This window comes from Pseudogemmobacter sp. W21_MBD1_M6 (genome assembly GCF_052119585.1).
Classification (GTDB): domain Bacteria; phylum Pseudomonadota; class Alphaproteobacteria; order Rhodobacterales; family Rhodobacteraceae; genus JBGQOJ01.
The window spans coordinates 139,893-163,605 of record NZ_JBGQOJ010000005.1 but is presented as its reverse complement, the minus strand read 5'-3'; the positions used below and the strand labels follow the sequence as shown (position 1 = coordinate 163,605).

Sequence of the window (23,713 nt, the reverse complement as noted above, 5' to 3'; positions counted from 1 at the left end):
CCGACGCCCTGCGCATCGGGGGGCTTTTTGCCATCGTTCTATCCGGTGATCGACAGATGATCGGTGACGTTGCGCACGCCCGGAGCGGCCCAGGCCGCACGCTCTGCCGCGCGGCGTTCGGACAGGCTGTGCACCTTGCCATCCAAGGTCACCGTGCCATCGACAACCGAAATCTTGATGGCAGCGGCTTCAACCTCGGCGTCGCGCTTCAGCGCCTTCTCGATCCGCTCGCGCACATCGCTGGCGTTGGCCTTGGGGCTGATCAGGATCGCGTTGGTGACCCCGGTCACCCCTGCCATGCCCTGCAACGCCCGCGCCGCCGCATCCCGCTGGAAATGCCATTCGACGGTGCCAGACAACTGCACCCAGCCTTTGGTCACTTTGATCTTGATCGCATCCTGCGGCACCGATGTATTCCAGCGCAAGACGTTGACGATGCGTTTGGCGATCTCGTCATCGGCCGTCAAATGAGTACCAACGGGGCGCACTTCGATCTCTTGCGCAATGCCTTTCACGCCTTTGACATGCGAGGTGATCCGCTCTGCCGTCATCTTTTCCGCATAGGTTTCGACATGGCCTGTCAGGGTGACAACGCCCTCGTCGACGGCGACCCCGATGTTCGCGGCATCCAGACTCGGTTCAAATTCCAACTCGTCCACGACACTCTGTCTCAGATCAGTATCAAGCATTTCATTCTCCCTTGGTATGCGCGCCAAGGCGCGACAGTTGATGATGCCGGTACTGTGGTCAGGGGGGCGCGGATTCGCATTGACCACAGTCAACATCGGCCCTGCGGGCGGTCATTCCGCGCCTGTCAGACCGGCGTTCACCACATCCAGAAGACCCATATCCAGCCAGTGCGCCACACCGGTTTCATTCAGGTGGTCGGTGTCGAAATACACTTTAGGATCAGGCAATATGCCACTGAAATCATGAACTTTTATGCCCTCTGGCCCCAGCACGCCAGAAAGCCGTTCGGCGAAGACTTCCTTGTGCGGAATCAGTGCGGCAAAGCGGGCCGGTACGGGCGGGCGAACGACGACAACACGCGCGCCTTCGGCCTTGGCAAGCCGGACGACCGCCACAAGATCCTGAAGGTAACGCGCAAGGGTCGCGTCGTTCGGAACCGCGGGGTAAAGATACTCGATCCGCTGCCGGTCGGCCAAGGCAGAGGGCCGCGCAGAGCGTGTGAATTTCGCCTCGCCCTCCCATGTGTCGGGGGTCAGCCGGTCGCGGGTGTTGATCTTGGAAAACCCGCTGGCGTAATCGGCCACCGTCGCAAACGGCAGCCCGCGCGCGGTCGCCCGCCAGAACATCCGCAGCAGCGCCGCGTCCCATGGCGTGCGCGGCAGCAGGTCGGCGTCGCCGATCCGGTCCTCGTTCCACGTCGGCGCGGTGAAACCGAAACTGTCCACAACAATCAGAACCGCGCGGGCCTGATGGTCTGTGAAATACCGCTCTGCGATCAGGCGCTGCACAAAGGGGCCCGCACCCGTCGCCGCAAGAGTTAGGGTGCTGGCCCCTGTCGCCTGTTCGATCTGCCGGCGCGGCCCTTCAAAACCCAGCGGCATCGCGTGGGACGCGCCAAGGATCACAAGGTCGAATTGCCGGGCTTCCGCTGTGAGGATGCGGAAAAACGGGTTCCGGTCGCCATAGCGATAGGTCAACCCCTCGGCTACGGCAAAGATCAGGCCATAGATCACCGCCCCGATCAGCACGAACAGCGCGATCAGGTCGGGACGCCAGACGGGGGGGATACCTTTGGTTTTCATGACCGCCCTCAGAATTGCATGTAGATGAAACCGTCGCCCTGCCAGCGCCCCAGCACCAGAACCAATGCCAGCCCCGCATACCAGACCGCCCACCGCGCGGCGCGGGGCCATTGCGCCAGACGCTCGGACAGGGGCGTGCGTTCGGACGCCAGCTCGACCGCCAGCAGCCCAAGGATCAGGGCCGCCCCAAGCCTATGATCCGCGCTGAACGGATAGTGCGGCACCAGCGCCGGAAGGCTGGGCAGCGCCTGCCAGATGCGGGTCAGGATGGTAGTGGCATCGGCCAGCGTTTCGGCACGGAAAAACACCCAGGAAAGCCCGATCAGGTGAAATGTCAAAAGCACACGCAGGACGGCCATGATGCGGCTTGTCCCGCCGATGGGGGATGTCGTGATCCGCCGCCCCACCACACCGACCGAGACATACAGCCCGTTCAGCAGCCCCCAGACCAGAAACCCCCAGCCCACGCCATAGCCAAGCCCCGCATGCCAAAGGCCGCTGATCGCAAAGACGAACATCAGGTTTATCACCTGCCGGATCACGCCCTTGTGGCTGCCACCAAGCGGGACATAGACATAGTCGCGAAACCACGCGCCCAGGGTGATGTGCCAGCGGTCCGACCAAAAGCCGGACACGGTTTGTGACAGGTAAGCATGGTGGAAATTCCGGCTAAGGGCCAGCCCGAACAACGCCGACAGCCCGATCGCGATGTCGCTATACCCCGAGAAATCGCAATAGATCTGGAAGGCAAAGAAATAGGCGGCGATGATCAGGTCCAGCGGGGCCGCATAGGCCGGAATGGCAAAGGCCGCATCGACCACGGGGGCCAGATTGTCGGCAATCACCAGCTTTTTGATCAACCCGCCAAGGACCAGAACCGCCCCCCCAAGCGCCAGATCGGGGCGCGGGCGCAGGGCCTGCGGGATCTGCGGAATGAACCTTGTGGACCGCTCTATCGGCCCTGCAAGGATTTTCGGAAACCATGTGACATAGAGCAGATAGTGCGCGGGCGCAGGCGGCGCGATTTTGCCGCGTCCGATGTCCAGCAGATGCGCCACGACCATGAACGTATAGAACGAATACCCCGCAGGCGGACCAGAGGCCAAGGGGCGCAGACCAATGTTCGGAAGAAGTGCATCGTGAAACTTCAGCACGACCAGCGCCGCGATCAAAAGGCCCGCCCCCGACCGCACCCAAACCTTGCGGGCGCTGTCTGTTGCGGCCCGTCCGGCCCCCAGCCCCGCCCCCAGCCCGACCACAGCCACCCCCCCGAGATAGGCCAGATCGGACGGCGCGACGCCCCCGTAGAACGCAAGGCTGGCAAGGATCAGCCAGACCACCCGCCCGCGCGTCGGCAACAGCGCAAAGCCCAGCAGGACCACAGGCAGGAAAAGAAAAAATCCGGGCGAGGTGAAAGACATGGCGCAGGCTCCTCTGCGGGTCAGGTCAGCCGTGTCTGGACCCGGTCAGTAGGACGCGCCCCCCGCCCTTAGCGCCGGGGGGATATCCTCGATTCCGATGCCCGCGTTCAGCACCAGATAATCCGCCAACTGGCCGCGCTCCTCCTCGGTCAGGGCAATCTCGACGTGGCTGGGTTTGTTCATCGTGCCCAACCATGCCTCGCGGGTGCGGTCCTGCGTCACGACGACGGTGATGATATGGCACGACTGGCACTTGGCCAGCGCCATGTCACGCCCGTCCCACGGCAGGTCCGCCACGGTGGGTTGCGGCCCCGCATAGGCCAAATATTCGGCAAGCGTCCGGCGCTGATGGTCCTCCATCTCTGCCGTGCCCGGCAACAGACCCGACGCCAGCGCGGCGTCCCATTCATCTGCGCCTTGCACGGTGGACAAGGCGTCCGACACCTGCGCATCGGTCAGGGCCATCTCCTCGATCATTCCACGCCCGCCCAGAGGCACGAAATCGAAGATGTCGTCTTGGGCGCGCAAACCGGTGGGGATGCACAAAAGTGCTGCGGCAAAGACCATTCGGAACATCGTTCTCTCCTTTTCGGGCGCGACGCCAGCCTAGAACCGCAGCTCTGGCGGGACGGCGTCGAATGTCATCGGCATGTTGAGGGCAGAGTAATTGGCAAAGGTCCGTCTTTCCGCGTCACTCATCTTTATTTCCTTATGGAACGGGGACTTGAAGGTTGAGAGCCAACCCTCTTCGTCGCGCCGCTGCATCAGGTAACCGGTAAAGAACGAATGGCAGAACTGGCATTGCGCCACGGCGATCTCGCGGCCGTCGGGGGGCAACAGCAGGGCGATGTCTTGCTCTGCCCCCTTTGGTTCCAGAAGTTGTTCCAGCGGGGTATTGATTGCCAGATACCCCGCAAGCGTGGCGCGTTCGGGTGGTGCCAGACCGGGGCTTTCCGCCTCGATCCGCGCAGCCCATTCCTGCGGCGTATGGGTTTCTGTCAGCGCGGTACGGGCCTTGTCCCCGCTGCCAAAGACGGCGACAAAGCTTTCCTTGCCGCCATCGGGCATGAAGGAAAAATTCGTCCCGACCTGCGCCAGTGCCACCGAAGCGATCAGGCACAGACCGGCAAGGGCCAGCCCGCGCCTCACCCGCCCCGCCCCGCCGCGACCGAGGGGTTGAACACGAACACCGGCACCTGAATGAACTCTGCCGCATCGGCCCGTCGGAACCCGTTCCCCCGCATCAGATCCAGTTTCATCGCGGTATGGTCGCTGATGAATTCCTCGCCGCAGGCCCCGCAGACAAGGGCGGGGATATCGCGGATCAGGCAGGGGTTCATGCCTTGCCAGAAGGCGATCGAGATCGTTTCCTCGGCGATTTTCCCGGCGCCGCATTTGGTGCAGGCCTGCGCCGGAACAAACGCCGTTCCCGGCACCTCTTCAGCAAGGTCGTCCCTCAGGCCTTCGGGGTGCAAGGTCTTGTAATGCATCGGGTTCTCCTTTGGTTTCTTGTGTGCTTAGCCGACAATCGCTTTGGCGGCGGCGGTGATGTGATCGGCGTTGGGCCGCATCCACAGGAACATCTCGGGCGATGCGGGTGGTGCCGCGTCGGGAAAGGCGATCCGCTTGAACCTGGCCCCCTCGACGTTCTCGGCCACACGCGCGATGACTTCGGCTGCGGGGCCAAGGGTGTAATAGGACTGGTCCACCGCCAGCAGGCGCTTGGTCTTGGCGACCGAATTCACCAGCGTTTCGGTGTCCATTTCCTTGAGCACCCGCAGGTCGATCACCTCGACCCCCATGCCGTCATCCTGCAACCGCTTTGCGGCGGCTAGCACTTCGGGCATGCCCGCACCCGATCCGACGATAGTCAGGTCGCTGCCTTCAGAGCGCACGGCGGCCTTGTCCAGCGGCACCTCGTATTGGTCGTCGGGCACCTCTTCGGTCAGGGTGCGCAGGCCCGCGGGATACAGATAGACCACCGGATCGGGGCTGCGCAGCGCCGAAACCATCATCCCTTTGGCATCATAGGGCGTCGAGGGGATAATGGTCCGAACCCCCGAGATATGGGCGTAAAGGCTGTCGATCTCGTAGTCCGAATGCTGCCCCGCAAACCCCGGAGTCTGGCCCGTCATCTCCATCACGAAGACCACCGGCAGGGTCGCCTTGCCGCCGGTCATCTGGCGCAACTTGCCCGCGTGGTTCTGGATCACCTGGAACGGCATGCACGCCCCCTGATAGGGCACATAGGTAGCCGCCCGTGACCCCGCCAGACCGGCACCGATCACGGCGGACACCATCCAGTTCTCGTCGATGCCGGTGTTGACCACCCGCTTGCGCCCGAACTCTTCCTCCAGATTGATCACCGGCATGCCGGGGTTAGAGGCGACGGGGGGCGTCAGTTCGTAGATCCAGATCATATTGGGGTCGGCGCGCATCTCGTTCGCGACCGCCTCGAGCACGGAATACATCCAGCTTTTCTCTGTCATCGTCGTGTTCCTTTTTATGCATGGGTGCCGCGATCAGCCGAACTGGCGCACGGGAACCTCGCCGGTTGCAAAAACATGTTTCAGACCGTCCTCGGGGGTGCAAAGCGGCTGTTCTGCCGCCCAGGCAAAGGCCTCGTCGACCTCGGTGCGCACGTCGGACTCTATCTGCTCTGCGGTGGCCATATCCATGACACCCCAGTCGACCAGGGTGTCGCGGCAGATGTCGACCGGATCGCGCTGCATCCACGACCGCACTTCGCGTTCGGGCCGGAAGGATGAAATGGCAAGCGGGTCATAGCCGAAGGCCCCCAACTCTCCCGCGACCGCACCGGGGGCGCCCCAGTGGTTGTAATAGCGATAGGTCTTGGCCTCGATAAAGGTCGGGCCACCGCCGGACCTTGCGCGGTCCACCGCCTCTTTTGCGGCGTTGTAGACCTGAAACACATCTTGCCCGTCCACGACCGTCGCGGGGATGCCATAGGCGCGTGCCGCATCGGCGATGTCCTTGTGCGGGCACGAATAGGAATAATGTGCGTATTGGTGATAAAGGTTGTTCTCCAGCACATAGATGAACGGCAGATCCAGCAGTTTGGCGTTGTTCAGCGCCGAGTGGAAATGCGGTGTCGCATAGGTGCCGTCGCCCCCGAACACCACCGCGACCTGATCCGATCCGCGCGCACGAAAGGCAAAGGCCGATCCGCTGGCGATCACCGGACCGGGGCCGATCATACCGTCCGCCCCGATGAACCCGACGCTTGGGTCGCACAGGTGCATTTCGGCGCCAAACCCGCCGTTCAGGCCGGTGGCGCGAAAGTCGTTCTCGGCGCACATCAGTTTCATGTCCACGCCCTTGGCAAGGGCATGTCCGGTCGGGCGGTGGGTGGAATAGGCAAGGTCGATCTGGTCGAACGGCCCGTCGTTGCGCAAGGCGGCGCAGACCCCTGTCGCGACGGCCTCCTGGCCTGCGTAGAAGTGGTTGTAGCCGCGATAGTTGCTGTCTGTCAGCATCTTGTCCGCCATTGTGCGTTCGTGCCAGCGGATGCGCAGAATGGTGCGATACATTTGCACAAGCTGGTCGTCGGACAGGTCTTTTGACCAGAACCCGATCTCTCCGTTGGCGCGGGCAACCTTGCTGGCCAGCGAAACAGACGCGCCCGCAAGCGCCGCGATCTGAAGAAAGCCCCGACGGGATGTCACATGAGCAGTCACTGGGGCTGTTGCAGCGGCCGTGCTCTTGGTTTCCTGAAGTTCGTTAACATCCGCCATTTCTATTCCTCCCTTGGATGAATGGAATTCCGGTAACGTGGCCTCACCATAGTTCCGGTTCCGGGCGGGATCATTGACCGTCATCAACCAACCGCAACCCCGCCGTTGTCGCCAGTCAATGCAGGGCGGCCCCGCGTCGCGCAGCATGGATGCGCAAGCGGCAATTCAGGCGCGTCGGGGCGGAAAGGACAGGCAGATGCAGGACAATCAGGCAGAGGTCATCGCGTTTCTGGCATCCCCTGCAGGGCATCCGGGCAAGGGGCCGGTCAGCGTTGTGCAGACCCATGGCGCGCTGGTGTTTCTTGCGGGCGACACGGCGCTGAAAATCAAGCGGGCCGTGCGCTATGACTATATGGACCTGTCAACCCTGCCCTTGCGCGAACAGATGTTGCAGCGCGAACTGGACCTGAACCAGTCGGTGGCACCCACGATCTACCGCGATGTGATCCCCGTCACCCGCCAGCCTGATGGCACGCTTGCGCTGGGCGGGACCGGGGATGTCGTCGAATGGGTGCTGCGCATGTGGCGGTTCCCGCAAGAAGACGAACTGGCCGTGATCGCCGCAGCAGGCGGGTTCACCGATACCCTTGCCAATCAACTGGGACAGGCCATCTACGACTACCACCACCAGACCCCCGTCAAACACGTCGGCGGGGCAAAACTGATCGCTGACATTCTGGCAGAACTGACCCGCGTTTTCGCAGGCATGCACGACGCATTGGGCGCGGACCGGCTGCACCGGTTTCTGTCGGGCGCGCGTCACAGCCTTGACGCACAGGCCGCCCTGCTGGACCGGCGCGGCCTTGACGGCCATGTCCGGCGCTGCCACGGCGACCTGCATCTACGCAACCTTGTGCTGATCGACGGCGTGCCAACCCCCTTTGACGCGCTGGAATTCGACGAGGTTCTGGGCACCTGCGATGTGCTTTACGATCTTGCGTTTCTGGTCATGGACCTGCGCCACCGCGACCTGCGACGTGGCGCGAATATTGTGTTGAACAGCTACCTTCTGGCGGCCCGTGGCACCGAGGATGACGGGCTGGCGGCGTTGCCGCTGTTTCTGGCCGTCCGCGCCGCGATCCGCGCGATGGTCATGGTGCAGACCGCGACCGCCACATCGGCCCCCCCCGCGGCAGAGGCACAGCATTATCTGGACGAGGCGCTGGCCGCCCTGACCCATGCGCCCGCGCGGCTGGTCGCGGTCGGCGGGCTGTCGGGCACCGGAAAAACAACTGTCGCCCACGCGCTGGCGCCGCTGATCGGGGCGGCCCCCGGCGCGGTCCACCTGCGCAGCGATCTGGAGCGAAAGGCGATGCGCGGCGTCGCAGAGCAAACCCGCCTGCCCGCAGACAGCTATGCGCAACCCGAACGCGAACGGGTTTACGACCGGATGTTCCATCGGGCAGAATCGATCCTGAAGGCCGGCCATTCGGTTTTGCTGGACGCCACATTTCTGGATCAGTCCATCCGGTCACGCGCCGAGGCGCTGGCGGATCAGGTCAGGGTGCCGTTCACTGGAATCTGGCTGACAGCCCCCCTTCCCGTCCTGATTTCAAGGGTCTCGGCGCGGTCCGGTGACGCGTCGGACGCCGATGCGGGCGTGGTCCGGCAACAGGTGCTTCAGGACTGCGGCACGGTCGGCTGGACCCGCGTCAACGCGGCAGCAGCCCTGTCAGACACGATCCAGACCGCGAAAACGGCGTTGGACCAGAAAAAAGCCGGTGCGCCAAGCTAGGCTGCACCGGCTTTCGGGGTCGGTCCTGTTCCGGTCAGGCAGGCTTCACCTCGATCTTGCGTTCCTTGCTTTTAGCCTGAGCGGTTTTCGGCATTTTGACAAACAACACGCCCTTGTCGAACCGGGCCTCGACCTTGTCGGTGTCAACGCCATCGGGCAGGCGGAAACTGCGCTGGAACTGGCCATAGCTGCGTTCGCGCATGTGATAATCCTGATCGTCCTCGACGTGTTCCTCGGATTTTTCGCCCTTGATGGTCAGCATGCCTTCGCTGACCTTGACGTCGATGTCGTCAAGACCCAGTCCGGGCAGTTCTGCCTGAATTTCGTATTCGCCGTTCCGCTCGACCAGATCCATCGCCGGTGCCATCGCCCAGACATCGGACCATTGGCGCACCGGCTCTATTGCGCTGCCACTTGCCCGAAACGGCAGATGAATGCCGGGCCAGTCGAAGTCCTCGAAGAGGCGGTCAATCTCGTGCCTCAGCGAGACAAACGGGTTCTGCCGCTGTCCATTTCCCGCAGGCCGCGTTTCGCGTTTCACTTCAACTTGTGTGCTTTTCTTGCTCATGGGGGGTCTCCGTCGATGATGCGTTGACTATGGCTTGTCAGGCAACAGCCCGCAGGATTGCCCCCGGTAACAGGGGGCAACTGAGCCGTAAAAGGGGCTGTGTCTGGCAAGTCAGGACAGGGTATCCCCATCCGGTCCCGCAATCATTGATACCAATCAACAGGCGCAAAAGTTGCGGCCGTTCCCGGCGGGGATGGCGTGTTCGCAACGGCCCTCAACAGCGGTCCGGCCTTGGCAGGCACTGCCTTCATCCGCTTTGACACCGCGCCCGGTTGCAGGTTCAGCCTGCCCCAGGACGCGGCCAGATTATGCGGAAACTGTATCTGATCGAACGTCCCTTCCAACTGGCCCATCTCGACCAGCGCCGGCAGATCCGGAATTTCGAATTTATAGGGCGTGATGGTTCGCAGCGCGCCGATTTCATGCAACCTTTTGGCGATCCGGCTGATCGTTTCCATCGAGACGCCCAACAAATCCGCAATATCGGACCGCGGCAGGTCCACATGCAAGATGCCGCCCGTCCTGCCGTCCGGCTCGAAAGCCATGAAATTGGTCGCCATCGCGAAAAACGAACACAGCCGTTCCTGAGCGCTGAGCGCCCCCAAGGACCACGTCAACCAGCGCAGTCGTTCCAGCTTGGCCATCCGCAGCTTGTAAACCGCGCGGACCAGATCAGGTTCTTCCACCATCAGGCGGTCGAACACGGCCTTGTCGAACCTGCACACGCGAACATCCGTCGCCGCCTCGATCGCATAGCCGGCTCTATGGCTGGACGAATCGCCGATAATGTCGCCTGCCATCTCCAGACTTAAAATCTGCCGCCGCCCGTCCATGCCATGGCGTTGAAACCGCAGATATCCCGAAATCACCACCCCGACGAACGCAGGCCCGTTGTCCTCGTCGCAAATACGCCCGTTCGCGGGGAAATCCTGAATGCGCCCCGTCGATACAAGCTTGTCACGCGTTTCAGGGCTGATCATTCCGCAAATGCCCTCGCTGCGCATCATGCAATTCGCACATTCTCTTTTGGATTGGGTTGCTGGAAGTCGATACATCTCAAGCCTCACTTTACAGGTTGGCACACCGGAACAGCGCGCCTGATCAAAGGGGGGAAATCAACATCTCGGCGTCGTGGCACCCGGTGATGAAATACATCCACCGGAAGAATCGACAACGACTCATTACATCTCAATATGATAACTTTATGGAAGGATTTTTAAAGCCCGGTATTGATCTGAATCAAGATGAGCTATGTCATACCATATTTAATTGGCGGTTGACCGGTCGGCCAAAAGAAAAGACCATGCGGTATTGATAAAAAGGAGGGTTGATCAGTGTATCTTGCTTCAATCAGTTTTCGTTTTTCCCAAATAATTTCAATTCGTTACGGCACTGAAAAATGAGTGGTGCAGATCAGGGGCCTGTTCTGCCGCAAGGGTTGCGCGGGGCAAAGGGAACCCACCTTGCCGACCTGTTTGCAATGATGTCCCCCGCGACACGCGACAAGATCGGCAAGATTTCGCGTGTCAAAACCATAGCCGCCGGAAAAATAATGATCGAGGATGGCGAAGAAACCGATCATGTTGGCTACGTGCTTGACGGCATGATGTGCATGACAAAACTTTTGCAGGACGGGCGGAAACACATCATCGGGCTTTTGGTGCCGACAGACATGTACGGTCACCTGTTCGATGGCGCGTCCAGCTATCAGGTCGAAGCCCTGACCGAAACGCAGATCTTTTGTCTGGACCGGGTGCCGTTCGAGAAAATCCTGAAAGAAACGCCTGAAATTGAACGGATGTTTCTGGTCAATGTGCTGGACGAACTGGATGCCGCGCGGGAATGGATCCTGCTGCTGGGCGCGCGCAAGGTGATAGAGCGTGTCGCGTCGTTTCTGTTGATCCTGATCCGGCGACGGTCGCGGCTTATCGGCAGCGCAGGGCTGGAGGATCATCCGATCGCGATCCATATTCCGATCCGGCGCATCGACCTTGCCCATTATCTGGGAACGCGGCCGGAATCCCTTAGCCGCGCCCTGCACGAGCTGGACGCAATCGGGGTGATCAAAATCCATGACCCCTCGCATCTGGAGGTCATGGACCTGGCCGCCCTCATTGATGCCGCAGGTCACGACCTGATTTCAGAGGACTCTCCGGTTCCCGGATAGCCTATTTCTGGATGGATTGCAGATAAAGCACCAGTTCCAGAACCCGACCGCGCACCATCGGTTCGCTGCCATAGACGCCGGCGGTGTCCTCTGTCTCGGTCTCGAAGCGGCGACCGAAAATCGGCATCGGATTGCCATGGCCGCGCACCTCCATCCGGCCGTCGATGATGTGCATCACATCCAGCAGCGGGAATTTTCCGTCGTTGCGCTCGGCGATGCCGGTCAGGTCGGGCACGGGCGTCTTGAACATCGTGGCAATCGGGCCGTTGCCATCGGCATTCTCGCCGTGGCAGGCGGCGCAGCCGGACATATACTCTTGCTGGCCACGCGAGAATTCCGACATATCCGTGGCCGAATCTGTGGCCGACTGGGCACTGGCGGCCCCCGCAGAGACGAGAAACGATAGGGTTATAATCCTTAACATGGTGTCATCCTTTCCGTTGGCATGAGGGGCCCGCGGCACGTCGGGGCATGTTGCCATCCTTCACCAAATCCGGCGATCTTCATTGACCATTGACAAGAGCGCAGGGAATGGCCCCGCCCGAAACCTGTCAATCACAACAGGTGTGCCGCTTGATTGCGGTCAAGGCACGGATTGGAAAAAGCGCAATGATACTGAAGGGATTTTGGCACGGATAACACTATTGCCGCGAACGACCCGCCCTGAAACGGGCCGACAAAAGGGAGACACGCCATGTGGACGACTGCACTGGACCATATGCTTGGGGCCTTGCTGCGGCAGGGTTCCGTCACGCTGCACCTGCCCGATGGATCGCAGCGCCGATACGGCGACGGCACGGGCGATCCGGTCACCGTGCGGCTGCACGACCGCGCGACCGTCGCGCATCTGGCCCGCAATCCCGAACTTGCCTTCGGCGAGTCCTATATGAACGGCACGCTGACCATCGACGGCGACGACCTTCAGGGGCTGATGGCCATCATCGTCACGAATTACAACACGCACCGCCCCGTCTGGTGGATGCGCTGGCTGGGGCGGACGCGCACAACCCTGCGGCGTTTGCGCCAGAACAATATCGCACCGTCGTCGCGGCGCAATGTGGCGCATCATTACGATCTGTCCAGCGCCCTGTTCGACCTGTTTCTGGACCACGACCGCCAGTATTCCTGCGGATATTTCCACACCCCCGATGACACGCTGGAACGCGCCCAAAGCCGGAAAAAGGCACATATCGCCGGAAAGCTGCTGATTGAACCGGGGATGCGGGTGCTGGACATCGGCTGTGGCTGGGGCGGTCTTGCCCTGACGCTGGCGCGGGATCATGGCGCACAGGTGGTCGGGGTCACCCTGTCGCAAGAGCAGCACAAGATCGCAACACAGCGCGCCCTGCGCGAGGGGCTGTCGGACAGGGTGGACTTCCGCCTGACCGACTACCGCGATGTGACCGAAACCTTTGACCGGATCGTGTCGGTCGGCATGTTCGAACACGTTGGCCTGCCCCATTTCCAGCCCTATTTCGCAACCATCCGCGACCGCCTGACACCAGACGGTGTGGCGCTGATCCATACCATCGGGCGCTCTGCCCCCCCCGAGGCGACAAACCCCTGGATGGCGAAATACATTTTCCCCGGCGGTTATATTCCCAGCATGTCAGAGGTCACCGCCGCAATCGAGGCAGAGGGGCTGTGGCTGGACGACATCGAATGCTTACGCCTGCATTACGCCTATACGCTGCGCCACTGGTATGACCGGTTCAACGCGAACGCCGACAAGGTCCGCCAGATTTATGACGACCGTTTCATCCGCATGTGGCGTTTCTATATCGCGGCCTGCGAACAGACGTTCCGGCACGGGCGACAGGCGGTATTCCAGTTCCAGATCTCGCGCAGGATCGACGCCGTGCCTTTGACGCGCGACTACCTGTATCAGCCGGACATCGGGGCCGCCCACCGCAACGCAGCGGAATAGCGGCCCCTAAGGTCAGGCGATCGCGCCGGCCAGAAATGCCTCTGGCATGTTCTGGTAGCACACCGGCCGCATAAAGCGCCGGATCGCCAGCGTGCCGACGCTGGTCGCACCGAAGTTGGTCGAGGCCGGATAAGGCCCACCATGCACCATCGCGTCGCACACCTCGACGCCGGTCGGGAACCCGTTGACCAGCACCCGCCCGGCTTTGCGTTCCAGCACCGGCAAAAGCGCCTGCGCGATGTCGCTGTCGCCCGCATCCATCTGCATGGTGCAGGTCAGTTGCCCGCGCAGGCCCATCGCCACGCGGCGCATCTCGTCGATATCCGCGACCCGCACGATCAGCCCCAGCGGGCCAAAGACCTCCTCTGCCAGATCGGGATTGGCAAGAAACGCCGTGCCCGTCGTGGTCAGAAGATCGGGCGCGTTCTGCCGCCCCGAACAGCCCGACCCAAGGCGCACATCGGCCAGCGCCGCCAGATGGTCGCGGCCATGGCGATAGGCATCGGCGATACCGTCGGTCAGCATGGTTTGCGCAGGCGCGGCCCCTAGTGCGGTCAGCGTCGCCGCCTCGAACGCGTCTGCGTCTGGCCCTTCAACCGCGATCACAATGCCGGGGTTGGTGCAGAACTGCCCTGCCCCCATGGTCAGCGATCCGGCCCAGCCCGCGCCGATCTCTGGCCCCCGTGCCGCCAGTGCGGCAGGCAGCAGGAACACCGGATTTACACTACCCAGTTCACCGAAAAATGGAATGGGAACAGGGCGTTGGCACGCCAGATCGAACAGCGCGCGCCCCCCCGCCAACGACCCTGTGAACCCGATCGCCTGGATCAACGGGTGCTGCACCAGGGCCTCTCCCGCAGCGCGGGAATTCGACTGGATCAGGGAAAACACCCCCGGATGCAGCCCGCAGGCCACGCGCGCGGCCTCGATCGCCTCGGCCACGATCTGTGCTGTGCCGGGGTGCGCGGGATGGCCTTTGACCACCACCGGACAGCCTGCCGCCAGCGCCGATGCCGTGTCGCCCCCCGCCGTGGAAAACGCCAGCGGAAAGTTCGACGCGCCGAACACACCCACCGGCCCAAGGGGGCGCTGGATCATCCGCATGTCGGGGCGCGGGGCGGGCGCGCGATCAGGCATCGCCGCGTCATGGCGCAGGTCCAGAAAAGCGTCGTCAAGGATATGGGTCGCGAACAGCCGCAACTGGCCCGTAGTGCGGCCCCGCTCGCCTTGCAGACGGGCGGCGGGCAATCCGGTTTCGGCGCAACCGATCTCGGTGATCGCATCGCCCCGCGCCTCTATCTCGTCGGCGATGCGGTTCAGAAAGGCGGCGCGGTCGGCGCGGCTGGTGGCGGAATAGGACCAGAACGCATCCTCGGCGCTGCGTGCCGCCGCATCGACATGCGCCGCCGTGCCTTGGGCAAAACGCTGCCCCTTGCCCGTCACGGGTTGGGAAAGAAAGGTTTCATCGCCCGACACGCAGGTTCCCGCGATCAGGTGGCGGCCGTTCAGGCCTTCAGCAACAGTCATTGGACGTCCAGTTCTATTCGTAAAAAGGCTTGGTGATATGCCTGCGCCCGATCATAAAGGCATCGGCAACATGGCGCAGCGGGGCGATATCGACATCGCTTTTTCCTGTGGCCAAAAGATCGGCAAAACGGGCATAAATCGCATCATACTCGCGGTTTTCGCCCTGAACAACCGTTGCGCCGTCCACAGCCATCTTTGCCCCGCCGTCCGACAGCACCAGCGTGCCGTCATCGGTGACAACCGTGATGTCCCATGTCTGGCGGCCCTCGTGGCGCCAGTCGAACTCGGCGGATATATCGCCCCCCATCGGGTCGGCGAACTGCAACCGCGCGGCAATCGGCGTTTCGCAGTTTTCAGGGAATTCCAGATCGGCGGACGCGATGTGGATGCCATGCGGCATGATCCGCGTCAGGATCGACAGCGCGTTGATACCGGGGTCGAACACGCCGACGTTGCCCGCCGTCCAGATCCAGGCCTGCCCCGGATGCCAGCGGCGCACGTCCTCTTTCCAGACGATCCGCAGCTGCTTGATCTGACGGCTGGCGATCCAGTCGCGCGCCGGTTCCACCCCCGTGGCGTGGCGTGAATGCCAGGTGGCATAGATCGTCAGCCCCCGTTCAGCGGCCAGTGCCGACAGGGTTTCGACCTCTGACAGGGTGGCGCCGGGCGGCTTTTCAAGCAGCACATGTTTCCCCGCCCGAAGCGCGTCCCACGCCATCTGGAATCGCACCGCAGGCGGCACGCACAACGACAGCGCCGGAACATCCGCGCCTGCGGTCAGGAACTCGGCAAGCGTGTCATAGTTCGCGACATTCTCGACGCCCGCATTGCGGCTGACGGCGGCCACAAGCCGGAATGACGGGTTGCCCGCGATAGAGGGCAGATGCTGGTCGCGGGCGATCTTGCCCACGCCCACAATCGCCAGATCAATGCGAGTCACGGCCAACCTCCTTTCCGCGACATCCCCTGAGAAAGTCGAAATCCGCCCCTTCGTCCGCGCCCTGAACATGGGTGCGGAACAGCAGGTCATAGCCGCCTTTGGGCATTTCGCCCGCAGGCACCCAGGCGGCCAGTCGCGCGGCCAGTTCGTCATCCGGGATATCCAGATGCAGCCTGCGGCCCGCCACGTCGATCTCTATCATATCGCCGGACCGCACCACCGCCAACGGCCCGCCGACAGCCGCCTCGGGCGAGGTGTGCAGCACGACCGTGCCATAGGCTGTGCCCGACATCCGCGCGTCGGAAATGCGCACCATATCCTTGATCCCCTTTTTCAGCACCTTGGGCGGCAGGCCCATATTGCCGACCTCGGCCATACCGGGATACCCGCGCGGGCCACAGTTTTTCATCACCATGATGCAGGTTTCATCAATATCCAACGCATCGTCGTTGATCCGCGCCTTGTAGTCGTCGATGTCCTCGAACACCACGGCGCGGCCGCGATGTTGCATCAGATGCGGGCTGGCCGCCGATGGCTTGATCACCGCGCCCTTGGGCGCAAGGTTGCCGCGCAGCACCGCGATACCGCCCTGCTGGGTCAGCGCCTTGTCCACCGGCAGGATCACATCCTCGTTCCAGTTGCGCACGCCTGCGATTTCCTCGGCCATGGTCTTGCCCGACACGGTCAGCGCGTCGCCATGCAGTTTTCCCGCGTCCAGCAGGCATTTCAGCACAACCGGCAGACCGCCCGCATAAAAGAATTCTTCCATCAGGTATTTTCCCGATGGCATCAGGTTCACGATGGTCGGAATGTCGCGCCCCTGCGTGTCCCAATCATCAAGGCTCAGGTCGACCTCGACCCGTCCGGCAATCGCCAGAAGGTGGATCACCGCATTGGTCGAGCCGCCGATCGCGCCATTGGTGCGGATCGCGTTCTCGAAGGCGGGGCGGGTCATGACGTCGGACGGTTTCAGGTCGTCCTTGACCATATCGACAATGCGTCGCCCCGTCAGATGCGCCATCACGCGGCGGCGGCTGTCGACCGCAGGGATCGCGGCATTGCCCGACAGCGCCATGCCAAGCGCCTCTGCCATACTGGCCATCGTGCTGGCGGTGCCCATGGTGTTGCACGACCCCGGAGAGCGGGACATCGACTGTTCCGCCTCCAGGAACTCGTCCTGCGTCATTTCGCCCGACTTCACCGCCTCTGACATCTGCCACAGCGCCGTGCCAGACCCCACATCTGTGCCGCGCCATTTGCCGTTCAGCATCGGCCCGCCGGTCACCACAATGGCCGGGATATCGACGCTGGCAGCCCCCATCAGCAGCGCGGGCGTGGTTTTGTCACAGCCCACCATCAGCACAACACCGTCCAGCGGATTGGCGCGCAGGGCCTCTTCGACGTCCATCGCACACAGGTTGCGATACATCATCGCCGTGGGCCGGAGCGAGCTTTCCCCCGGCGAGAACACCGGAAATTCCAGCGGCAGACCGCCCGCCTCGTAGATGCCGTGCTTTACCCGTTCCGCCAGATCGCGCAGATGCGCGTTGCAGGGCGTCAGTTCAGACCAGGTGTTGCAGATCCCGATCACCGGACGGCCATCGAAAAGATCGGCAGGAAGCCCCTGATTTTTCATCCAGCTGCGGTGATAGATATTGTCGCGGCTGGTGCCGCCATACCAGGCATGAGAGCGCAATGTGCGGGGCCATTCGGCTTTTTTGAAGGTCATATGACGTGCCCCTTGAGCTATAGCGATTTTACGACTGTGGGTGTGTCCGCGCCGGTCTCGATGGCAAGCGGATTGCGCAGCGGCAAGCCAAAGTCCGCCGCCTCTATCTCGAACACGTCGCCCGCCTGCGTGGTGATCCCCGCCGCAAACGAAAGGGTCGCGGTGCCGAACATATGCACATGCACGTCGCCGGGTTGGCGGAACAGCGCGTATTTGAAGTGGTGGTGCTCAAGATTGGCCAGCGTATGGCTCATGTTGGCCTCGCCCGACAGGAACGGCGCGTCGAATATCACGGTGCCGTCGCGGATGATCCGGCTGGTGCCGGCCACATCCTGCGGCAGGTCGCCCAGACGGATTTCAGGCCCGAAAGACGCCGGTCGCAGTTTGGAATGGGCCAGAAACAGATAGTTCTGACGCTCTGTCACATGGTCCGAGAATTCATTCGCAAGCGCGAACCCCAACCGAAACGGCGTGCCGTCGGGGCCGATCACATAGATCCCCGCCAGTTCCGGCTCTTCGCCGCCATCCAGCGCGAAAGCGGGCGACACCAGCGGCGCACCCGGCGCCACAACCGCCGCGCCTGTGCCCTTGTAGAACCATTCCGGCTGCACGCCGACCTGTCCCGCCGCAGGCTTGCCGCCCTCGACCCCCATGCGGAACATCTTCATCGAATCCGACATCTCTTCGGTGGCGTTCGCATGCATCGCGTCGCGGGTGGCGGCACTGCCCAGATGGGTCAGCCCGGTGCCCGTCAGGTGCAAATGACCCGCGTCGGGATGGGCGATCGGCGACAGGATGCGCCCTTCGGCATAGGCGCGGGCCAGATCGACCGCATCGCCGAACCCGAGGCCGGAAATCCGGTCGGCCAGCTTTTGCCCTGTCGCGGCACAGTCCATCGCCAGCGCGTAAAGGCTGTCGGCGCCCTTGACCACAAAGGCCTCTGTCCCTTCGCGCGCCACGACCCGCACCACGCCGTTTTCGTCCCTGATCCGAGATACCAGCATTGCATTACCCTCCATCAGGATTTCTTGCGGTTGTAGACGTCGAAAATCACGGCAGCCAACAGCACAAGGCCCTTGATGACCTGCTGCCAGTCGATACCGACCCCGAGGATCGACATGCCGTTGTTCATCACGCCCATGATAAAGGCGCCGATCACGGCACCGATGATGGTGCCCACGCCGCCGCTCATCGAGGCGCCGCCGATAAAGACCGCCGCGATCACGTCAAGCTCGAACGCCTGCCCCGCCTTCGGGGTCGCGGTGTTCAGGCGGGCGGCAAAGACCAGACCGGCAAGGGCCGCAAGCATACCCATATTGGCGAAGGTCAGGAACACCAGACGCTCTGTCTTGATGCCCGACAGCTTTGCCGCTTTCTCGTTGCCGCCGATCGCATAGATGCGCCGCCCGATGGTCGTGCGTTGGGCGATGAAGGTGTAGATCGCGATCAACAGGGCCATGACGATGAACACGTTGGGCAGGCCACGGAACGTCGCCATCAGATAGGTCAGATACACAACCGCCACGACGATAATCGCGTTTTTCGCGGCAAAGAACGCGAAAGGCTCGTCTGCGACACCGTTGGCCTGCTGGTTCTTGCGGGCGCGGATGCTGAGCCACAGCAACAGCGCGGCAACACCGCAGCCAAGGAACATCGAGAACAGGTTGATCCCCTTTGCCCCGAACAGGTCAGGAATAAAGCCGGACGACAGCAACTGGAACGTCTTGGGGAACGGCCCGACCGACTGACCGGCCAGCAGCCACAGCGTCAGCCCCTTGAACACCAGCATTCCCGCAAGCGTCACGATGAACGCGGGGATCTTCATATAGGCGATCCAATAGCCCTGCGCGGCCCCGATCAGCGCGCCGACACCCAGACAGACCACCGATGTCACCACGAAATTGATGTCGTAATTCACGATCATCACCGCGGCCAGCGCGCCCACGAACCCAAGGACAGACCCCACGGAAAGGTCGATATGCCCCGCCACGATGACCAGCAACATGCCGATCGCCATGATGATGATATAGCTGTTTTGCAGGATCAGGTTGGTCAGGTTGACGGGTTTCAACAAAATGCCGCCGGTCATGATCTGGAAAAAGGCCATGATCACCACCAGCGCGATCAGGATGCCGTATTCGCGCATGTGGGCGCGCATGAACTTCCATGACGACCCTTCGGGCTTGGCGGGGATGTTCGTTGTCTGGTCCATGTTCTTATCCAACCGAATTGATGATCATTCCCATGATCTTTTCCTGAGTGGCGTCACCGCTTGCCATTTCGCCGACAAAGCGGCCCTCGTTCATGACATAAAGCCGGTCTGAAATCCCCAGAAGTTCGGGCATTTCGGAACTGATGACGATGATCGACTTTCCCGATGCGGCAAGGTCGCGGATGATCGTGTAAATCTCGAATTTGGCACCGACGTCGATGCCGCGTGTCGGTTCGTCCAGGATCAGGATTTCCGGCCCCGCGAACAGCCATTTCGACAGAACCACCTTCTGCTGGTTGCCGCCCGACAGGTTCACCGTCTCCTGCGCGATGCTGGAGCATTTGATGTTGATCCTGCCGCGATAGTCTTCGGCGACCTCTGCCTCGCGCTCTTCGTTCACCACCACGCCTCTGGCGATGCCGTCCAGGTTGGCCAGCGGGATGTTGCGGCGGATCGTGTCGTCCAGCACAAGGCCGAACTGCTTGCGGTCCTCGGTGGCATAGCACAGGCCCGCCTTGATCGCCTTGGGGATGGTCGTCAGGTCCACGGGCTTGCCGTGCATCGTGACGCTGCCCCCCGCGTAGCGGCCATAGGCGCGGCCAAACAGGCTCATCGCAAGCTCGGTGCGCCCCGCGCCCATCAGGCCGGCGATGCCCAGAACCTCGCCCCGTTTCAAGGTAAAGCTGACGTTGTCCACCACCCGGCGGTCACTTTGCAACGGGTGCAAGACCGTCCAGTCGCGCACATCCATCACCACCTCGCCGATTTGCGGCGCACGGGCCGGATAACGGTCGGACATCGACCGCCCCACCATATCACGGATGATGTCGCCTTCGCTGATCGTGCCGGTGCGGCAATCCAGCGAGCTGACCGTCGCGCCGTCGCGCAGCACGGTGATGCTGTCGGCCACTTTGGAAATCTCGTTCAGTTTGTGCGAAATCAGGATCGACGAAATTCCATGCGCGCGGAATTCCATCAGCAACGCCAAAAGCGCGTCGCTGTCTTTCTCGTTCAGGGACGAGGTCGGCTCGTCCAGGATCAGCAGGCGCACCTCTTTCGACAGCGCCTTGGCGATCTCGATCAACTGTTGCTTGCCCAGCCCCAGTTCGGAGACCAGCGTTTCGGGGTTTTCCTTCAACCCGACCTTTGCCAGCAGTTCAGCCGTGCGGCGGTGGGTTTCATGCCAGTCGATGACCCCGTTGCGGGCGCATTCGTTGCCCAGAAAGATATTCTCGGCAATCGACAGAAGCGGCACAAGCGCCAGTTCCTGATGGATGATGATGATGCCGCAGGCCTCGCTGTCCGAGATGTCGCGAAAGTGCTTCACTTCGCCCTCGTACAGGATGTCGCCGTCGTAGGTGCCGTGGGGATAGACGCCGCTGAGAACCTTCATCAGCGTGGATTTCCCCGCGCCGTTTTCACCGACAAGCGCGTGGATCTCGCCGCGCGTCACCGAAAGGTTCACGTTGTCCAGCGCCTTGACACCGGGGAACGTCTTGGTGATGCCGCGCATTTCTAGGATGGTTTGCATGGGAAAGGGTTCCCGGAATCGGAAGGGGAAAAGATGCCGGACGGGCGGAGGATACCGAACCCGTCCGACAGGATCAGGTCAGATTACTTGATCTGGTCCATCGTGTAGTAACCGCTGCCGATCACGATCTCTTCCCAGTTCGAAATATCCACCGAAACGGGTTTCAGCAGGTAGGACGGGATCACCTTGACGCCGTTGTCATAGGTCGAGGTGTCGTTGATCTCCGGCTCGGACCCGGACAAAAGCGCATCCACCATGCCAACCGTCACACGGGCCAGTTCGCGCGTGTCCTTGAATACGGTCGACGACTGCTCGCCTGCCAGAATGGACTTGATCGACTGGATTTCCGCATCCTGCCCCGACACGATCGGCATCGGCTGATCGGCAGAGCCGTATCCCACACCCTTCAGCGAGGAAATGATGCCGATGGACAGACCGTCGTAGGGCGACAGAACCGCATCGACGCGGCCATCGGTGTAATAGGCGGACAAAAGGTTATCCATGCGGGCCTGTGCAACGGCACCGTCCCAACGCAATGTGCCGACCTTGTCCATGCCCATCTGGCCGGATTTGACGACCAGCTTGCCGCTGTCGATCAGCGGTTGCAGCACCGACATCGCGCCATTGTAGAAGAAGAACGCATTGTTGTCGTCGGGCGAGCCGCCGAACAGTTCGATGTTGAAGGGGCCGTCGCCTTGCAGCTTGTCGATCAGCGATGTCGCCTGAAGCACACCGACCTGGAAGTTGTCGAAGGTCGCGTAATAATCGACGTTGCCGCTGTCGCGGATCAGGCGATCATAGGCGATCACCTTGATGTCCGCCGCCGCCGCGTTTTCCAGCGCGTTTGACAGGGTCGTGCCATCAATTGCGGCGATGACCAGAACGTCCGCGCCTTTGGTGATCATGTTCTCGATCTGGGCCAGCTGGTTCGGAATGTCGTCTTCTGCGTATTGCAGATCGACGTCATAGCCCGCATCGGTGAACTGCTTGACCATGCTGTCGCCGTCGGAAATCCAGCGGGCGGACGACTTTGTCGGCATCGCGATGCCAACGGTGCCTTTGCCGGCGGCAAAAGACGGGGCACCAAGCGTGCCAACCGCAAGTGCGGCCACGGCAACCGTCATCAGGGCGCGTTTCGTGATATTCATGGTATCCTCCTCCCAAGGACAGGGTCTGCTGTGACCGGCGCACCGGAGGGCAGATCCAAATTTCAGTAGGGCGACCCGCCTTTTGCAGACGTTTTACCCTGGTTTGCCCCGCCCGTAATGGGCGGGACCAGCGCCACGCTCTGCCTGATCCGGCGGGTGTGGCTGCAACTGGATAATAAGATGTGGCTATGACAGTCAAATATTGTTATTTGATCTGGATATACCATTATTAATATATCAAAATTGGAAAATCATCCGCCATGGCGCAGAAACCGAATGGCCGTCGTTCCGAAGACCTGCGCCCTGATGACCTGATCCTGCGCGGGGTCAAGCTGACGCATCTGCGGCTTATGGCGCATCTGGGTGACACCACACAGATCAGCGCCGCAGCGCTGGCGCTGAACATCTCGCAGCCCGCCGCGTCGCGCCTTGCGTCGGAACTGGAACAGATCACCGGCGTGCCGCTTTACACCCGCCATCCCCGCGGGATCGAGCTGACGGAATTCGGTCTGCGTCTGGCCGCACGGGCGCGCGCGATCCTGCAAGGGCTGAATGACGCGGGCCGCGAGCTGGCGGAACTTGGCAGCGGACAGGGCGGACGGGTGAACATCGGGTCGGTCACCGGGCCCTCGATCGAGATGGTCCTGCCAATGCTGAAACGGATGCGGATGACCCATCCTATGGTTGAAACCACGGTGATGGTCGATGTCAGCGGCACGCTGGCGCAGGGCCTTTTGTCGAACCGGCTGGATTTCTACATCGGCCGCATCCCCGTCGACGCCGATCCGCGCCTGTTCGACGCCACCGTGATCGGAGAGGAACCAATCGCGATGATCGTGCGGCGCGATCATCCACTGACCCGCCAGCCCGACATCACCATTGCCGACTGCATGCCCTATGATTGGGTGATGCAGGATCAGGGCGGCCTGCTGCGCCGCACGGTCGAGGATTATCTAATCGCCCGCGACCTGCCGCTGCCCCGCAAGGTGCTTAGCACGGCCTCGCTTATGCTGACGCTGGCCTCGATCATGGAAACCAGCGCGATTGCTCCGATCGCACGCTCTGTCGCGGATTTCTTCGGCGGCGATGTGGGGCTGGGCGGGCGCATAACCAGCCTGCCGGTGGCGCCCACCCTTTCGGTTTCCGACTACGCCCTGATCCGGCGGGCAGGATCGGTTCTGTCCCCCGCCGCACAGATCTTTTTCGACAGCCTGTACAAGCTGACAGAGACAAAAAGCCTGCGGTCCATGCCTGACTAGGCCGGGGCAGCGCAGCCGCCGG

22 protein-coding genes are annotated in these 23,713 nt (G+C 62.1%); 4 read left to right on the top strand and 18 right to left on the bottom strand.

Annotated features, from left to right (window positions below; translation table 11 throughout):
* Positions 1–38: 38 nt before the first annotated feature.
* From ACEN2R_RS08480 to ACEN2R_RS08445, 8 genes are all read right to left on the bottom strand, one after another.
* Entirely contained in the window at positions 39–689 is a 651-nt protein-coding gene (locus tag ACEN2R_RS08480; protein WP_442041177.1) for a BON domain-containing protein, read from the bottom strand.
* A 111-nt stretch (positions 690–800) separates the two neighbouring features.
* Complete coding sequence (locus tag ACEN2R_RS08475; protein WP_442041175.1) at positions 801–1,772, bottom strand: hypothetical protein; 972 nt, start codon at positions 1,770–1,772, stop codon at positions 801–803.
* Between the two features lie 8 nt (positions 1,773–1,780).
* Positions 1,781–3,193, bottom strand: a complete 1,413-nt coding sequence (locus ACEN2R_RS08470; RefSeq protein WP_442041173.1) for an MBOAT family O-acyltransferase — start codon at positions 3,191–3,193, stop codon at positions 1,781–1,783.
* Between the two features lie 45 nt (positions 3,194–3,238).
* A complete protein-coding gene (locus tag ACEN2R_RS08465; protein WP_442041171.1) occupies positions 3,239–3,769 on the bottom strand; it encodes a hypothetical protein in 531 nt (176 codons plus the stop codon).
* 30 nt (positions 3,770–3,799) lie between these two features.
* Positions 3,800–4,342 carry a hypothetical protein gene (locus tag ACEN2R_RS08460; RefSeq protein WP_442041169.1) on the bottom strand — a complete coding sequence of 181 codons (543 nt, stop codon included), beginning with the start codon at positions 4,340–4,342 and terminating at the stop codon, positions 3,800–3,802.
* Complete coding sequence (locus tag ACEN2R_RS08455) at positions 4,339–4,683, bottom strand: type II toxin-antitoxin system MqsA family antitoxin (protein WP_442041167.1); 345 nt, start codon at positions 4,681–4,683, stop codon at positions 4,339–4,341. Before ACEN2R_RS08455 ends, ACEN2R_RS08460 begins: the two co-directional genes overlap by 4 nt.
* Before the next feature lie 27 nt (positions 4,684–4,710).
* Positions 4,711–5,682, bottom strand: coding sequence for an alpha-ketoacid dehydrogenase subunit beta (locus ACEN2R_RS08450; RefSeq protein WP_442041165.1), 972 nt, complete (start codon positions 5,680–5,682; stop codon positions 4,711–4,713).
* Positions 5,683–5,715: 33 nt separating this feature from the next.
* Entirely contained in the window at positions 5,716–6,948 is a 1,233-nt protein-coding gene (locus tag ACEN2R_RS08445; RefSeq protein WP_442041163.1) for a thiamine pyrophosphate-dependent dehydrogenase E1 component subunit alpha, read from the bottom strand.
* Positions 6,949–7,144: 196 nt separating this feature from the next.
* Between ACEN2R_RS08445 and ACEN2R_RS08440 the strand changes: the two genes are divergently transcribed.
* A complete protein-coding gene (locus ACEN2R_RS08440) occupies positions 7,145–8,683 on the top strand; it encodes an AAA family ATPase (protein ID WP_442041161.1) in 1,539 nt (512 codons plus the stop codon).
* 34 nt (positions 8,684–8,717) lie between these two features.
* Here the strand turns inward: ACEN2R_RS08440 and ACEN2R_RS08435 are convergent, their stop codons facing one another.
* Both ACEN2R_RS08435 and ACEN2R_RS08430 read right to left on the bottom strand, forming a co-directional pair.
* Positions 8,718–9,251, bottom strand: a complete 534-nt coding sequence (locus tag ACEN2R_RS08435) for an Hsp20/alpha crystallin family protein (RefSeq protein WP_442041159.1) — start codon at positions 9,249–9,251, stop codon at positions 8,718–8,720.
* A 143-nt stretch (positions 9,252–9,394) separates the two neighbouring features.
* Positions 9,395–10,231 carry a Crp/Fnr family transcriptional regulator gene (locus ACEN2R_RS08430; RefSeq protein ID WP_442041157.1) on the bottom strand — a complete coding sequence of 279 codons (837 nt, stop codon included), beginning with the start codon at positions 10,229–10,231 and terminating at the stop codon, positions 9,395–9,397.
* A gap of 419 nt (positions 10,232–10,650) precedes the next feature.
* On the opposite strand from ACEN2R_RS08430, the gene ACEN2R_RS08425 reads away from it, so the two are divergent.
* Positions 10,651–11,418, top strand: coding sequence for a Crp/Fnr family transcriptional regulator (locus ACEN2R_RS08425; protein ID WP_442041155.1), 768 nt, complete (start codon positions 10,651–10,653; stop codon positions 11,416–11,418).
* 1 nt (position 11,419) lies between these two features.
* Here ACEN2R_RS08425 and ACEN2R_RS08420 read toward each other — a convergent pair whose 3' ends face one another.
* On the bottom strand, positions 11,420–11,842 hold the full coding sequence (locus ACEN2R_RS08420; RefSeq protein WP_442041153.1) for a c-type cytochrome: 423 nt from the start codon (positions 11,840–11,842) through the stop codon (positions 11,420–11,422).
* A gap of 270 nt (positions 11,843–12,112) precedes the next feature.
* Between ACEN2R_RS08420 and ACEN2R_RS08415 the strand changes: the two genes are divergently transcribed.
* Complete coding sequence (locus tag ACEN2R_RS08415; RefSeq protein ID WP_442041151.1) at positions 12,113–13,345, top strand: class I SAM-dependent methyltransferase; 1,233 nt, start codon at positions 12,113–12,115, stop codon at positions 13,343–13,345.
* Between the two features lie 12 nt (positions 13,346–13,357).
* On the opposite strand, the gene ACEN2R_RS08410 is transcribed toward ACEN2R_RS08415, so the two are convergent.
* From ACEN2R_RS08410 to chvE, 7 genes are all read right to left on the bottom strand, one after another.
* A complete protein-coding gene (locus ACEN2R_RS08410; protein ID WP_442041149.1) occupies positions 13,358–14,872 on the bottom strand; it encodes an aldehyde dehydrogenase (NADP(+)) in 1,515 nt (504 codons plus the stop codon).
* Between the two features lie 13 nt (positions 14,873–14,885).
* Entirely contained in the window at positions 14,886–15,812 is a 927-nt protein-coding gene (locus ACEN2R_RS08405) for a Gfo/Idh/MocA family protein (RefSeq protein ID WP_442041147.1), read from the bottom strand.
* On the bottom strand, positions 15,799–17,541 hold the full coding sequence (araD, locus tag ACEN2R_RS08400) for an L-arabinonate dehydratase (RefSeq protein WP_442041145.1): 1,743 nt from the start codon (positions 17,539–17,541) through the stop codon (positions 15,799–15,801). Before araD ends, ACEN2R_RS08405 begins: the two co-directional genes overlap by 14 nt.
* Before the next feature lie 17 nt (positions 17,542–17,558).
* Complete coding sequence (gene araD1, locus ACEN2R_RS08395; protein ID WP_442041143.1) at positions 17,559–18,560, bottom strand: AraD1 family protein; 1,002 nt, start codon at positions 18,558–18,560, stop codon at positions 17,559–17,561.
* Complete coding sequence (gene mmsB, locus ACEN2R_RS08390) at positions 18,560–19,753, bottom strand: multiple monosaccharide ABC transporter permease (RefSeq protein ID WP_442041141.1); 1,194 nt, start codon at positions 19,751–19,753, stop codon at positions 18,560–18,562. Before mmsB ends, araD1 begins: the two co-directional genes overlap by 1 nt.
* 4 nt (positions 19,754–19,757) lie before the next feature.
* Positions 19,758–21,284 (bottom strand): multiple monosaccharide ABC transporter ATP-binding protein, encoded by a 1,527-nt coding sequence (gene mmsA / locus ACEN2R_RS08385; RefSeq protein WP_442041139.1) that lies wholly within the window; start codon positions 21,282–21,284, stop codon positions 19,758–19,760.
* A gap of 83 nt (positions 21,285–21,367) precedes the next feature.
* Complete coding sequence (chvE, locus tag ACEN2R_RS08380; protein WP_442041137.1) at positions 21,368–22,432, bottom strand: multiple monosaccharide ABC transporter substrate-binding protein; 1,065 nt, start codon at positions 22,430–22,432, stop codon at positions 21,368–21,370.
* 260 nt (positions 22,433–22,692) lie between these two features.
* On the opposite strand from chvE, the gene ACEN2R_RS08375 reads away from it, so the two are divergent.
* On the top strand, positions 22,693–23,691 hold the full coding sequence (locus ACEN2R_RS08375) for a LysR family transcriptional regulator (RefSeq protein ID WP_442041135.1): 999 nt from the start codon (positions 22,693–22,695) through the stop codon (positions 23,689–23,691).
* Positions 23,692–23,713 lie beyond the last annotated feature (22 nt).

Coding starts and splice junctions, on each gene's coding strand:
- ACEN2R_RS08480 (WP_442041177.1), bottom strand. CDS start 689: ATGCTTGATACTGATCTGAGACAGAGTGTCGTGGACGAGTTGGAATTT.
- ACEN2R_RS08475 (WP_442041175.1), bottom strand. CDS start 1,772: ATGAAAACCAAAGGTATCCCCCCCGTCTGGCGTCCCGACCTGATCGCG.
- ACEN2R_RS08470 (WP_442041173.1), bottom strand. CDS start 3,193: ATGTCTTTCACCTCGCCCGGATTTTTTCTTTTCCTGCCTGTGGTCCTG.
- ACEN2R_RS08465 (WP_442041171.1), bottom strand. CDS start 3,769: ATGTTCCGAATGGTCTTTGCCGCAGCACTTTTGTGCATCCCCACCGGT.
- ACEN2R_RS08455 (WP_442041167.1), bottom strand. CDS start 4,683: ATGCATTACAAGACCTTGCACCCCGAAGGCCTGAGGGACGACCTTGCT.
- ACEN2R_RS08450 (WP_442041165.1), bottom strand. CDS start 5,682: ATGACAGAGAAAAGCTGGATGTATTCCGTGCTCGAGGCGGTCGCGAAC.
- ACEN2R_RS08445 (WP_442041163.1), bottom strand. CDS start 6,948: ATGGCGGATGTTAACGAACTTCAGGAAACCAAGAGCACGGCCGCTGCA.
- ACEN2R_RS08440 (WP_442041161.1), top strand. CDS start 7,145: ATGCAGGACAATCAGGCAGAGGTCATCGCGTTTCTGGCATCCCCTGCA.
- ACEN2R_RS08435 (WP_442041159.1), bottom strand. CDS start 9,251: ATGAGCAAGAAAAGCACACAAGTTGAAGTGAAACGCGAAACGCGGCCT.
- ACEN2R_RS08430 (WP_442041157.1), bottom strand. CDS start 10,231: ATGATCAGCCCTGAAACGCGTGACAAGCTTGTATCGACGGGGCGCATT.
- ACEN2R_RS08425 (WP_442041155.1), top strand. CDS start 10,651: ATGAGTGGTGCAGATCAGGGGCCTGTTCTGCCGCAAGGGTTGCGCGGG.
- ACEN2R_RS08420 (WP_442041153.1), bottom strand. CDS start 11,842: ATGTTAAGGATTATAACCCTATCGTTTCTCGTCTCTGCGGGGGCCGCC.
- ACEN2R_RS08415 (WP_442041151.1), top strand. CDS start 12,113: ATGTGGACGACTGCACTGGACCATATGCTTGGGGCCTTGCTGCGGCAG.
- ACEN2R_RS08410 (WP_442041149.1), bottom strand. CDS start 14,872: ATGACTGTTGCTGAAGGCCTGAACGGCCGCCACCTGATCGCGGGAACC.
- araD (WP_442041145.1), bottom strand. CDS start 17,541: ATGACCTTCAAAAAAGCCGAATGGCCCCGCACATTGCGCTCTCATGCC.
- araD1 (WP_442041143.1), bottom strand. CDS start 18,560: ATGGAGGGTAATGCAATGCTGGTATCTCGGATCAGGGACGAAAACGGC.
- mmsB (WP_442041141.1), bottom strand. CDS start 19,753: ATGGACCAGACAACGAACATCCCCGCCAAGCCCGAAGGGTCGTCATGG.
- mmsA (WP_442041139.1), bottom strand. CDS start 21,284: ATGCAAACCATCCTAGAAATGCGCGGCATCACCAAGACGTTCCCCGGT.
- chvE (WP_442041137.1), bottom strand. CDS start 22,432: ATGAATATCACGAAACGCGCCCTGATGACGGTTGCCGTGGCCGCACTT.
- ACEN2R_RS08375 (WP_442041135.1), top strand. CDS start 22,693: ATGGCGCAGAAACCGAATGGCCGTCGTTCCGAAGACCTGCGCCCTGAT.